Here is a 12,109-nt window from a genome sequence, read left to right as displayed (position 1 = left end):
GGATTAATTTCCGGGGGGTCGCTTCACTGGGGGCATGACCAGCAGCCCTCCCACCGCCGACGTCGACCTGTTCGCCGACGACGTCCTCGTCGACCCCTACCCGACCTTCGCGCGGCTGCGCGAGCTCGGACCCGTGGTGTACCTGCCGACCCACGAGGTGTACGCCCTGACCCGCTACGACGTCATCCGCGGCGCCCTGGCCGACACCGCCACCTTCTCCTCTCGCAGCATCGCCTTCAACCCTGCCGCCAACGAGGCACTGCGCGGCACCTCCCTGGCCTCGGACCCGCCGATCCACACCGAGCTGCGCGCCACCCTCACCGAGAACCTCTCGCCCCGGGCGCTGCGCGGGCTCAAGACCACCATCGACGCCAAGGCCGACGTCCTCGTCGCCGAACTCGTGGACACGGGCTCCTTCGACGCCATCGACGCCCTCGCCCGCGCCTTCCCGCTCGAGGTCGTCGCCGACCTCATCGGCTTCACCGGCGAGGTGCGCGCGAACATGCTCCGGTGGGGACAGGCCGCCATGGAGGTGCTCGGCCCGATGAACCAGCGCACCGCCGAGAACTTCCCCATCGCCGGGGAACTGTATGCGTGGTGCTCGCAGGTCACCGCCGAGGACCTGGCTCCCGGCTCGGTGGGGCGCGGCATCTTCGACGCCGAGGCCCGCGGCGCCATCGCGGCCGGTAGCGCCGGGCACATCATCCACCAGTATCTCGGGGCCGGGGTGGACACCACCATCGCCTCCATCGGCAACCTCATCGCGCTGTTCGCGGCGTTCCCCGACCAGTTCGACCTCGTCCGCACCGATCCGACGCTGGTGCCGGCCGCCTTCGCGGAGGTGCTGCGCTACTGGGCGCCGCTGCACGCCTGGGGGCGTGCCGTAACCCGGGACGTCGAGATCGACGGCCATGTGATCCCCGGCGGGGCGCAGGCGGCGGTGCTGCTCGGCGCCGGCAACCGCGATCCGCGGCACTACGACGATCCGGACACCTTCCGGGTCGGGCGCAACCCGGTCGACCACCTGTCCTTCGGGTACGGCCCGCACGGCTGCGCCGGGCAGGGCCTCGCCCGCCTCGAGGCACACGCCGTGATCGCCGCCCTCGCCCGGCACGCGCGCCGACTGGTCGCCGCGGAGCCCACCCGGGTGCCCGGCAACACCACTCGTTCCATCGACCGGCTCGATATCACGGAGGTCATTCCGGCATGAAGATCACCCTCGACCGCCCCCGCTGCGAAGGTCACGGACTGTGCGAGGAGGCCGCCCCCGAGCTGATGCACCTCGACGACGACGGCGAACTGGTCCTCGACGTCACCGAGATGCCCGAGAGCGGCCCGCAGGCCGCCGCCGCGAGCGCCGCCGTGCGGGTGTGTCCCGTCGCCGCCCTGAAGCTCGCATGAACACCGCAGCTCGCGTGAACACCGTGATGGAGCGGATCGTCGTGGTCGGCAACGGCATCGCCGGGCAGAGCGCCTGCGACAGCCTCCGCGCCGCCGGTTTCGGCGGGCAGCTGACCGTCGTCGGCGACGAACCGATCCCCGCCTACTCGCGGCCGGCGCTGTCGAAGGCGCTGCTCACCGACGGCGGCTCCCACGAACTCGCCGCCCCCGCGCACGGCGCCACCGAACGCCTCGGGGTCGCCGCGATCGGCCTGGACGTGGACGCGCATCTGGTGCGTCTCGACGACGGCACCGACCTGCCGTTCGACGGGCTCGTCATCGCCACCGGCGCCCGACCCCGGCCGCTCGGGGCCGGGGCGCTGGTGTTGCGCACCCTCGACGACGCCCTCGCCCTGCGCGAGCGGCTCACCGGCCGTCCGTCGGTGGCGGTGGTCGGCGCCGGACCGCTCGGCATGGAGGTCGCCTCCGCGGCCGCGCAGGCGGGCTGTGAGGTCACCGTCGTCGCCGACACCGCGCCGATGCGTCCGCAGTTCGGGCCGTATCTGTCCGAGCTGTTCACCGCCGCCGCGACCGCCGCCGGGGTGAAGCTCGTCTACGGCACCGCCACCGGCCTCGACGCCGGCACGGTGAGCCTCGACGACGGCGGCCGCGTCTCCGCCGAGCTGGTCGTCGCCGCGATCGGCGACATGCCGAACGTCGAGTGGCTGCGCGGTTCCGGGCTGCTCACCGACGGGCGGCTGATCGCCGACTCGCGCGGCCGGATCGCACCGGGCATCGTCGCCGCCGGGGACGTCGCGCATGCGCCGATCCGCGGGGTGGTGCGACGGATCCCGTTGTGGAACAGCGCGATCGAGCAGGCCCGCGCGGCCGCCGCGGCACTGCTGCTCGGCGACGCCGCACCCGAGTTCGATGCCGATCCGTACTTCTGGACCGAACAGTTCGGACTGCACCTCAAGGCGATCGGGCACCTGCCGGTCGCCGGGGAACCCACCGTCCTGCTGGGCGACGACCCCGCCGGCGACCCGCACGGCCCCGTGTTGCTGCACTGGCGGCATCCGGACGGGGCCGGCGTGGCGGTGGCGATCAACCACCGCATCCCCATCCCGAAGCTGCGCCGCGCCGCGGCCACCGGAGAAGTGCCGACCACCGCGAGGACAGCTCGGTAAGTTCGCGAGGGTGAATCGCCCTCCGCAGCACCCCGCAGATCCCGACCTCGCGCGGCTGGCCGCGGTGAATCTCAACCTGCTGGTGCCGCTGCTGGCGGTGCTCGAGGAACGCTCGGTCACCCGCGCCGCCGCGCGGGTCGGGATGACGCAACCGGCGATGAGTCATGCGCTGGGCCGGATGCGGCGGCTGCTCGGCGACGAGCTGGTGGTGCGGCAGGGGAGCGGGCTGGTGCTCACCCCACGGGCCGTCGAGCTGATCGCGCCGCTGCGGGCGGTGCTGCGGCAGACCGCGCGGGTGGTGAACTTCCCCGGCTTCGACCCGGCCCGGGACAAGCGCACCATCACCCTGGCGATGACCACCAGCACCGCCTTCGTGGCCGGCGCGGAGCTGCTGCGCACGATCGCCGAGCGGGCCCCGCACGCGACGGTGCGCATCCGCACCTTCGTCGAACCGCAGCCGGCGGATTTCACCGACGACGGGGTGGATGTGGTGCTCGTGTCGGAGGCGTTCGCCGCGCCCTATCCGCGTGAACGGCTATACGAGAACCGGTGGGTCGTCGTCGCGCACCCCGCTACCGCGCCCGATGCCGCGGCGCTCGAATTGCTCGAGTCGGTGCCGCACACCGCCTACGACGCGCGGCACCGCATCACCCCGTATGCAGCGCTCGATGCGGCCGGGGTGACCTATCGGATCGGCCGGTCGGTGTCGGATTTCCTGATGGTGCCGCAGCTGGTGGCGCGCGCCGGTGGGGTCGCGATCCACACCTGGCGGGTCGCGGCGGAGATGCGCCGCCAGCTGCCGCTGCGCATCGAGGAGTTCCCGTTGCCGATGCCGCCGTTGGGGATCGACATGGTGTGGAATCCGCGTCTGGCCGACACCGCATTCATCTCCTGGCTGCGCGCGATCCTCGTCGAGGTGACCGCCGAGGCGGTCGCCGGCCGCTGAGCGGGTCCGTGCCCGGCGCTCAGTCCTCGTGGACGTCGAGCAGGTGGCACCAGGAGTCGGTGAGTTCCTCGAGGCAGATCTGCCGTGGGGTGCGCCAGCCGAGCGAGAAGTAGCGCCGCGACATGTGCTCGAGCTGCCCGAAGGCGAGCACGCAGCGGATGCGTCGGCGTTGCGGGTCGAGGCGGCCCGCCTGGTCGAGACCGGCGGTCATGTCGGTGACGGCGCTTTCGAACCATTGTTCGGTGGTCGCCGCGACGTCCGGTTCGTGTGCCGCCTGATAGGACGCCGTCATGTAGGGCTTGATCTCGTCCCATTGGGACAATTTGCGATCGAGCCACTGCCGGAGCAGGGCACGCGAGCCGGACGCGACCACCGTGGTCAGCGTCGGGTCGTCGGCGGCGGTGAGGATCCTGTCGACCTTGGTCAGCAGTGCGCTCATCACCTCGGCTTTCGACGAAAAGTGCAGGTAGAAGGTGGTTCGGGTGGAGCCCGCCGCGGTCGCGATGTCGTCGACGGTGGTCGCGGCGTATCCCTTGGTGCCGAACAACTCGAGCGCCTTGGCGAGGAACAGCTCGTAGGTCATCTGCTTCTGGGCAGCGCGGAGCGACATGAACAGGAATCCTAGCCTCGACCCCTGGGTTACCGACGGGTACAGTCACACTTCGTCGCGATCATTCACTTGACATCATGTAATCCGAATCTTTATTGTGACTCGTACCACGTCGTATCTCTGCGACGCTGACGAAAGGAAGTGCGATGACCGGCCCCGAGACCGCGACCGCCACCGTCCACACCGTCCTCGGTCCGGTCGCTGCCGCCGACCTCGGCGTCGTCGCCGTCCACGAGGCCCTGCTCTCGGTGCTGCCCGGCGCCCAGCACGCCTACGACATCGACTTCGACCGCGCCGAGATCTTCGCGACGCTGCTCGGCAAGCTCCGCGACTTCCGCGCTGCCGGCGGCGGCACCCTCGTCGACGCCACCGGCATGTTCCACGGTCGCGACGTACCGATGTACGAAAACCTCTCCCGCGCGTCGGGAGTGCACATCGTCGCCTCCACCGGCCTGGGCCCGGAGAACCTGCTCGGCGGCTACTTCCTCACCCCGCAGACCAATCCGCCCACCCCGTGGCCCGCGGACAAGTTCGCCGACCTGTTCGCCCGGGAGGTCACCGACGGCATGGTCGTGCCGCGCGTCGAACGTCGCGGCCCCGCCGGCCTGATCACCACCGCCGCGAACCCCGACGGCATGACCGCCACCGAGGAGAGCTTGTTCCGCGGCGCGGCCCGCGCCGGCCGCGACACCGGTGTCGCGGTGTCCCTGCGCTACGGCAAGGACCCGCTCGCCGACCTCGACGTCGCCCTCGACGAGCAGCTGCCCGCCGACCGGATCGTCGTCGGGGGACTGGACCGCCGCGACGCCGTCGCCGCCGGCGCCCCCGCCGAGATCGCCCGCCGCGGCGCCTACCTCGCCCTCGACCATGTCGGCACCGAGGACGAGACCCACGTCTCCGACGCCGAGCGCGTCACCCTGGTCACCGAGCTGGTCGCCGCCGGCTTCGGCCACCGGATCCTGCTGTCCGCGAGCGCCACCGGCGTCGCCAAGGGCCACCCGGCCCGCGACCTGCCGTTCGGCGATGTGCTCACCGCCTTCGCGCCGCAGCTGCGCGCCGCCGGCCTCGCCGACGACACCGTGCAGCAGATCCTCACCACCAACCCGCAGGATCTGCTGGCCGCGCGCTGAGCCGCCGACCAGCCGTCATCGAGAAGTCTTCGTCCCGAAGGGGAATTGTTGTGTCGAAAGTGAACACCGTCCTGGGTGCGATCGCGCCCGAGGAACTGGGCATCGTCGCCATCCACGAGCACATCGGATACGGCATGCCCGGCTCCGAGCTGGACACCCGCTGGTGGAAGAGCCCCGAGGTCCGCTACGAGGAGACCGTCCCGAAGCTCCGCACGTTCCACGAGTACGGCGGCGGCACCTTCGTCGACGTCACCGGCATCTGCAACGGCCGCGACATCGACTACTACAAGTCGCTCTCGGCCAAGACCGGCGTCCACATCGTCGCCTGCACCGGCTTCGTCGGCGGCGACACCGCCCTGCCGTTCTTCGAACGCGCCTCCGTCGACTACCTGATGCGCCAGTTCGTGCACGAGATCACCGTCGGCATCGGCGACACCGGCAGCCGCGCCGGGGTCATCAAGGTCGGGGTGTCCCGCGGCGGGAAGATGACCGAACTCGACAAGCGCATCTACCGCGCCGCGGCCCGCGCCGCCCTCGAGACCGGCGTGCCGATCCTCACCCACCTCGCGATCGACGCCGAGAACGCCATCGCCATCTTCACCGAGGAAGGCCTGCCGCTGCACCGCGTGCTGTTCGGGCACGCCGACGACGGCGTCAACGCCGACAAGACCCGCGACACCTGGATCGCGCAGCAGGGCGGCCGGGTCGGCTTCGACACCTTCGGCTACGAAACCGAACTCGAGGATCCGCCGTTCTGGGCGCGCCCCCGCAAAGAACGCCTCGCCCACTTCCTGCGCTTCCTGCATGCCGGCCACCTCGATCAGGCCCTGGCCGGCGTCGACGCCAACTGCAGCCCACTCGGCTGGCCGGGCGTCAAGGGACACACCGTGAACTACCTGTTCGAGGACCTCATCCCGGACCTGCGCGAGGCCGGACTCGACGAGGCCACCATCACCACGCTGTTCGTCGAGAACCCCGCCGACTTCCTCACCATCGCGCAGCCCTGACCCGAACCTCCCGGCGCACCGCCGCGCCCACCGAAAGAGACATCACATGCAGATCTCGGACCTGAAGAACCTCACCATCGCCATCGTCGGCGCGGGCTACGCCGGTGCCGCCGCCGCCAAGGCCCTGAGCGTGCTCGGCGCGAACGTCACCGTCTACGAACAGGCCACCGAGATCCGTGAGGTCGGCGCCGGCATCGGGCTGCGCCCGTCGAGCATGGAATGTTTCCGCGAGTGGGGCATCTCCGACGACATCGCGGCGGTGAGCTCGCCGAGCGACTACTTCGAGATCCTCACCGCCACCGGCGATCCGATCATGAAGGACACCTGGCCGGCGCACGGCGACCAGAAGCACACCTATCTCGTCCACCGCGGCGACTTCATCGACACCCTCATCGGCGTCCTGCCCGAGGGCATGGTCAAGTGCGGCTACAAGCTCGAGACCGTCACCGACCGCGGCGACAAGGCCGCCCTGACCTTCACCAACGGCACCACCGTCGACGCCGACCTGGTCATCGGCGCCGACGGCATCAAGTCCGTCGTCCGCAAGCAGCTGTTCTCCGACGCCGAGCCGGTGTTCTCCGGCGAACGCGCCTACCGCGCCGTCATCGACGTCGCCGACGCGCACGGCATGGTCACCGACGACAACCTGCGCATGTACATCGGCAAGGGCACCAAGGTGTACCTGCTGCCGCTGCGCCACCGCGATCAGGTGTCCTTCGACATCACCGCCCTGTGCCCGGATCCGGACTGGGCGCCGCAGGTGAGCAAGGACGACATGCTCGCCACCGTCGCCGGCTTCGACCAGCGCATCGTCGACATCACCGCCGGCCTCGACATGGACATCGTCAACATCCGCGGCGTCTACGACATCGACCCGATCGACCGCTGGCACACCGACTCGGTGGTGCTCGTCGGCGACGCCGCCCATTCGATGCTGCACCACCAGGGCCAGGGTGCGAACTCGGCGATCCTCGATGCCGGGGTGCTCGCCGACTGCCTGCGCGACGCCGACACCGTCGCCGAGGCGCTCGCCGCCTACCAGGCGCAGCGCAAGCCGGTCACCGACGAACTGCAGCGCATCTCCCGGCAGGGCTGGACCGAGGACGAGGTCCAGGACGTCTTCCCGGGTCAGAAGCCCGCCTCCCAGCAGCCCGCCCAGTAGTTCACCGCCCACCCCGCTCACCCATCAAGGAGACGACCGGCCATGCCCGTGCACCCCGAGATCGCCCGGATCCTCGCCGATCTGCCCGCCCCGCCGCCCGGACCGCTCGATCCGGCCGCGATGCGCGCCGGGGAGCAGGCCCAGGTGCCGCCGCTCGCGGAGCGACTGCCGCTGCACGACGTCCGCGACACGATCGCCGCGACGCCGGCAGGGGAGGTGCCGGTGCGGGTCTACACCCCGACCGACGCCGACACCTCCGGTCTGCTCGTCTACTTCCACGGCGGAGCATTCTTCCTCGGCAGCCTCGACACCCACGACCACGTCGCCCGGCACCTCGCGAAGGCCACCGGCTGCACCGTGGTGTCCGTCGGCTACCGCCGCGCACCCGAGGCGCCGTTTCCCGCGGGCCTCGACGACTGCTACGCCGCGGTGCGCTGGGCCGCCGACAACGGCGACGAACTGCGCTGGGACGGAACGACTCTCGCAGTCGCGGGAGACAGCTCCGGTGGTAACTTCGTCGCCGCGGTCACCGCCCTCGCCCACGACGACGGGTTCGATCGCATCACCCACCAGGTGCTGTACTACCCGTCCCTCGACCTGGACTTCGACTCCGGCCGCTACCCGTCGATGCGGGAGAACGCCGTCGGCTACGGCCTCGAAACCGCCGTCCTGAAGCCGTTCAACGCCTTCTATCTCGACAGCGGCGCCGACCCCGCCGACCCGCGCGTCTCACCGATCAAGCGCGAGGACCTCACCGGGCTACCCGCGGCGCTGATCGTCACCGCCGAGTTCGACCCGATGCGCGACGAAGGCGAACTGTACGCCCGCCGACTCGAGGAGGCCGGGGTGCCGGTGACACGGCGCCGCTACGCCGGCGCCAACCACGGTTTCGTGCAGAACTTCTCATGGATCCCCGAATACGCGCAGGTCTTCGACGAGACCGCGGCCTTCCTGCAGGGCACCCGGCATGGGTGAGGTGAACATCCACCCGATCGTCTCCCCGTGGGGACGGTTCGGGCTCTACACCTTCTTCATCGACGCCGAGCAACCCGCGATCGTCGACACCGGCATCGCCTCGTCCCCGGCCGAGGGCATGGCCCCCGCCCTCGCCGAGCTGGGCCGCCGCCTCGAGGACGTCCGCTGGATCCTGCTCACCCACGGGCACATCGACCACATCGGCGGCGCCCACGCCCTGTGGGAGGCCACCGGCCGCCGGGCGCAGGTCGTCATCCACGAAGCCGACGCCCCGCTGCTGCGCTCACGCCAGGCGCACGTCGACGACTACCTCGCCGGCCGCGGACAGTACCTGAACGATCCCGACGGGGCCGCGAAGGTCACCGCCGCCGCCGACGCGGTCATCTCCGGGGAGATGGAACCGACCCTGCTCGTGCGCGGCGGCGAGACGCTCTCCCTCGGTGGGGGCACCGAGATCTCCGTGCACTCCATCCCCGGCCACACCCCGGGTTCGGTCGCCTACGTCGTCGAAGGCCAGAACAGCGTGTTCGTCGGCGATGCCGTACAGGTGCACGGCGCCGCCAACGGCTTCCCCGGCTACACCGACCCCGACGCCTACCGCGACAGTCTCGCCTACCTGCGCGAGACGATCCGCCCCGAGAAGCTCTACCTCGGGCACCCCTACCGCCGCGCCGACGGCACCCCCTACGGCGTCGAACTCGACCGCGACCAGGCCGCCGAAGCGCTGCGCGACAGCGTCGACATCGAAGGGGGAGTGCGCGACGCCGTCCACCGCTGCCTGTGCCACGGACTGCTCGACACCGACTCGGCGTACGCGCCGTTCACCCCGGTCGCCGACGAACTCGGCTACACCGGCGATCCCACCCTCGAACCGTCCCCGTTCTTCACGACGCTGCACGGCTACCGCACCCAGTTTTCGCACAAGTACCGATAGAGAAGGAGTCGTAGGCTCATGGCCGAGTTCGACACGTTCGAGGCAGGCGGACAGACCATCCACATCCGCAAACACCTGCGGGTCCCCATGCGTGACGGCATCGAGCTGGCCGCCGACGCCTACCACGGTGTCGACGACAGGCCCCGCCCCGCACTGGTCGCCCTGAGCCCCTACGGCAAGGAGCTCCAAGCCCTCGCCCTGACCACCCCGCCGCAGCGCCGCCCCAGCCCCATGTGGGACGGCTGCATCGAGGCCGGCGACATCGCCCGCGTCGTCGCCGAGGACTACGTCCACGTCATCGGCGACATCCGCGGCTCCGGCGACTCCGACGGCGAACACATCGGCAACTACAACGCCGGCGGGGTCTCCCTCGGCCAGGACGCCTACGACTTCATCGAATGGGTCGCCGCCCAACCCTGGTGCGACGGCAACGTCGGCATGATCGGCATCTCCTACTTCGGCTCCATGCAGGTCCTCGCCGCCGCCGAACGCCCCCCGCACCTCAAGGCCATCTTCGTCTCCGGCGGCCACTACGACTTCTACGAGACCACCTACCACGGCGGCATCATGTGGTTCATGCCCCGCGCCGCCCGCGAAGGACGCGGCGGCGACTCCGGCTGGGCGTTCACCGACCGCGTCAAATCCCGCATGCTCGAGACATACACCCCCGAAGAGATTCGGGCGCGCGTCGCCGAGCGGCTCGCCGACCCGGACGTCGCGGCCTGGCCGAACCTCGTGCACGTGCTCAACTATCCGAAGCACCACGAAGCCTGGTTCGACATCGTCACCAACGAACTCGACGGCGACTGGTACGAGGAACGCAACCCCATCAACCTCGCCCGCAACATCGACATCCCCGTCTACCTGCAGATCGACCAGGGCCGCGGCTGGACGATGGACGGCACCATCGAACTGTTCCACGCCCTGCAGGGACCGAAGAAACTCGACATCGGCCCCTACCCGCCCATGCAGTCGCGGCCCTTCATCGAAGAGCACGACACGATGTTCCGCTGGTACGACCACTGGCTCAAGGGCATCGACAACGGCATCATGGACGAACCCGCCGTCACCGTCTTCGTCGAAGGCTCGCGACACCGCATCACCGCCGACCAGTGGCCCCCCAAGAACATCGAGCACCGGGCACTGTACCTGCGCCCGCGCGGCAAACTCTCCACCGACCCCGAACCGATGGACACCCGCTACGCCGCACCGGACGGCTTCTACCAGGCGCCGCTCACGGTCACCGACAAGGTCGAGATCCTGAAGTGGGAAACACCGGTCTTCGCCGAACCCACCGAGATGATCGGCACCGGCGCCGCACACATCTTCGCCGAGATCGACCAGCCCGACACCAACTTCATCCTCCGCATGTGGGACTACGCCCCCACCGGGAAACGGCAGCTCATCACCACCGGCTACCTCAAGGCCTCCCATCGCGAGCTCGACGAGCGCACCACCGAGGGCGATCCCCACCACCCGCACACCCGCGCCGTGCCGGTCGAACCCGGCGCCATCGAGGAATACGTGCTGCGGCTGTATCCGTTCGCCAACACCTTCATGCCGGGCCACAAGCTCGTCGTGGAACTGTCGAACAACGAACCGCTCGCCGACGAACACAACGCACTGCTGCCCCCGGACGCCTTCCACCTGCCCGTCGGCCGCCCGGTCACCCACAAGATCTACCGGGACGCCGCACACCACTCGCGGCTGGTGCTGCCGTTCACCACCGGCAGCACGGAGAACTGATCCCCACCCCGGATCCGTCTCACCCCAGCCCGGTCAGCGCCACCGGCGCCCACCCGGGCCACCGGACCGCACCGACAGGGACCCCGGCGGCGAACCGCGCCACCGGCGCCGGGGTCCCCGAGGCGGTGTCGTACACCGTCGCCTGATCGGCACGCCGGATCGCCTCGACCACCAGCGGCCACAGCCGCCGATAGCGCGCCCGGATCTTGTCCTCCGGCACCGCATGCCCCCCGGAGGCCACCCGGTACTGCACACGCAGCACCGACATCGTCTCGGGCACCAGCATCACGTGCAGCACCACCACATATCCCGCCTCGTGCGCCCGATCGATCAATTCCAGCTTCGACGGATGCGAGAACACCGTCTCCGCGATGAACGAGCGGCCTCGTCGCACCAGCCGATCCCGCGCGGCCGCGGCGAGTTGCGCCGCCTCGTACGACATCTCCTCGGCCCGCTCCGGCCAGCGCTGCCGCGCGATCACATCCGCGTTGACGAACACACTGCGCGGCAGCAGGGGAGCGAGGGACAACTCGACGAACGTCGACTTGCCGGAACCGTTCGGACCGACGATCAGATCCAGACGCCTCATGCGTCGTCGAGCACCCGGCGACTACCGTCGGGACGCTGCTCGACCAACCGGCCCTCGTCGTCCAGCACCACCGTGGTGACCCCGCGCGCGGCGAGCACCCCGGCGTACTCGGTGCCGGCCAGACCGTCCGCCAGGCGCGCGTCGATCTCCGCGTCGAACAGGCGTCCCTCCGCGGCGGTGAGATCGTCCAGCTCCCGTGTCCCGGCCAAGGCCTCGTGCACCCGATGCAGGGAGGCCGTCTCGTGGGCGGTCATCGCGCGGCCGATGCGGGCCCAGTATTCGAGTTGCTGGCGCCCGGTGCGATTCTGGCGGCCGCCCTCGGCGATGGCACTGTCGACGAGTTCGGCGTCGAAGCGGGTGACCTTGTCGGTGGACGACGTCATGACGGCCTCCTGATGTTGCAGTCTGCTACGAGCGTAGCGATCTGCAACACGATGCGCATC

13 protein-coding genes are annotated in these 12,109 nt (G+C 70.2%); 10 read left to right on the top strand and 3 right to left on the bottom strand.

Annotated features, from left to right (window positions below):
- The first annotated feature begins 34 nt into the window (after window positions 1–34).
- Genes GON09_RS04580 through GON09_RS04565 form a run of 4 tightly spaced genes read left to right on the top strand, consistent with a single transcriptional unit; the run spans window position 35 to window position 3,513 of the window.
- Entirely contained in the window at window positions 35–1,210 is a 1,176-nt protein-coding gene (locus tag GON09_RS04580) for a cytochrome P450 (protein ID WP_213930791.1), read from the top strand.
- Window positions 1,207–1,401: a ferredoxin gene (locus GON09_RS04575; RefSeq protein ID WP_213930790.1), complete on the top strand. Its 195-nt coding sequence runs from the start codon at window positions 1,207–1,209 to the stop codon at window positions 1,399–1,401. Before GON09_RS04580 ends, GON09_RS04575 begins: the two co-directional genes overlap by 4 nt.
- Window positions 1,398–2,567 (top strand): NAD(P)/FAD-dependent oxidoreductase, encoded by a 1,170-nt coding sequence (locus GON09_RS04570; RefSeq protein ID WP_213930789.1) that lies wholly within the window; start codon window positions 1,398–1,400, stop codon window positions 2,565–2,567. Before GON09_RS04575 ends, GON09_RS04570 begins: the two co-directional genes overlap by 4 nt.
- Before the next feature lie 10 nt (window positions 2,568–2,577).
- Entirely contained in the window at window positions 2,578–3,513 is a 936-nt protein-coding gene (locus tag GON09_RS04565; protein ID WP_213930788.1) for a LysR family transcriptional regulator, read from the top strand.
- Between the two features lie 19 nt (window positions 3,514–3,532).
- Here GON09_RS04565 and GON09_RS04560 read toward each other — a convergent pair whose 3' ends face one another.
- Window positions 3,533–4,123, bottom strand: coding sequence for a TetR/AcrR family transcriptional regulator (locus GON09_RS04560; RefSeq protein ID WP_213930787.1), 591 nt, complete (start codon window positions 4,121–4,123; stop codon window positions 3,533–3,535).
- A 146-nt stretch (window positions 4,124–4,269) separates the two neighbouring features.
- On the opposite strand from GON09_RS04560, the gene GON09_RS04555 reads away from it, so the two are divergent.
- Genes GON09_RS04555 through GON09_RS04530 form a run of 6 tightly spaced genes read left to right on the top strand, consistent with a single transcriptional unit; the run spans window position 4,270 to window position 11,077 of the window.
- Window positions 4,270–5,253 carry a phosphotriesterase gene (locus GON09_RS04555; RefSeq protein ID WP_213930786.1) on the top strand — a complete coding sequence of 328 codons (984 nt, stop codon included), beginning with the start codon at window positions 4,270–4,272 and terminating at the stop codon, window positions 5,251–5,253.
- A gap of 50 nt (window positions 5,254–5,303) precedes the next feature.
- Window positions 5,304–6,260 (top strand): phosphotriesterase family protein, encoded by a 957-nt coding sequence (locus GON09_RS04550; RefSeq protein WP_213930785.1) that lies wholly within the window; start codon window positions 5,304–5,306, stop codon window positions 6,258–6,260.
- Window positions 6,261–6,306: 46 nt separating this feature from the next.
- On the top strand, window positions 6,307–7,422 hold the full coding sequence (locus GON09_RS04545) for an FAD-dependent oxidoreductase (RefSeq protein WP_213930784.1): 1,116 nt from the start codon (window positions 6,307–6,309) through the stop codon (window positions 7,420–7,422).
- Between the two features lie 42 nt (window positions 7,423–7,464).
- A complete protein-coding gene (locus tag GON09_RS04540; protein WP_213930783.1) occupies window positions 7,465–8,397 on the top strand; it encodes an alpha/beta hydrolase in 933 nt (310 codons plus the stop codon).
- On the top strand, window positions 8,390–9,331 hold the full coding sequence (locus GON09_RS04535; RefSeq protein ID WP_213930782.1) for an MBL fold metallo-hydrolase: 942 nt from the start codon (window positions 8,390–8,392) through the stop codon (window positions 9,329–9,331). The genes GON09_RS04540 and GON09_RS04535 overlap by 8 nt, the downstream gene beginning before the upstream one ends.
- Window positions 9,332–9,349: 18 nt before the next feature.
- Window positions 9,350–11,077, top strand: coding sequence for a CocE/NonD family hydrolase (locus tag GON09_RS04530; protein ID WP_213930781.1), 1,728 nt, complete (start codon window positions 9,350–9,352; stop codon window positions 11,075–11,077).
- A 19-nt stretch (window positions 11,078–11,096) separates the two neighbouring features.
- On the opposite strand, the gene GON09_RS04525 is transcribed toward GON09_RS04530, so the two are convergent.
- Both GON09_RS04525 and GON09_RS04520 read right to left on the bottom strand, forming a co-directional pair.
- Window positions 11,097–11,666 carry a zeta toxin family protein gene (locus GON09_RS04525; RefSeq protein WP_213930780.1) on the bottom strand — a complete coding sequence of 190 codons (570 nt, stop codon included), beginning with the start codon at window positions 11,664–11,666 and terminating at the stop codon, window positions 11,097–11,099.
- Window positions 11,663–12,049 carry a ParD-like family protein gene (locus tag GON09_RS04520; protein ID WP_213930779.1) on the bottom strand — a complete coding sequence of 129 codons (387 nt, stop codon included), beginning with the start codon at window positions 12,047–12,049 and terminating at the stop codon, window positions 11,663–11,665. Before GON09_RS04520 ends, GON09_RS04525 begins: the two co-directional genes overlap by 4 nt.
- Between the last annotated feature and the right edge of the window lie 60 nt (window positions 12,050–12,109).

The organism is Rhodococcus sp. B50 (assembly GCF_013602415.1).
Classification (GTDB): domain Bacteria; phylum Actinomycetota; class Actinomycetes; order Mycobacteriales; family Mycobacteriaceae; genus Rhodococcus.
Note: the sequence above shows the minus strand (reverse complement) of the source record. Positions and strands in the feature narration are given on the sequence as shown.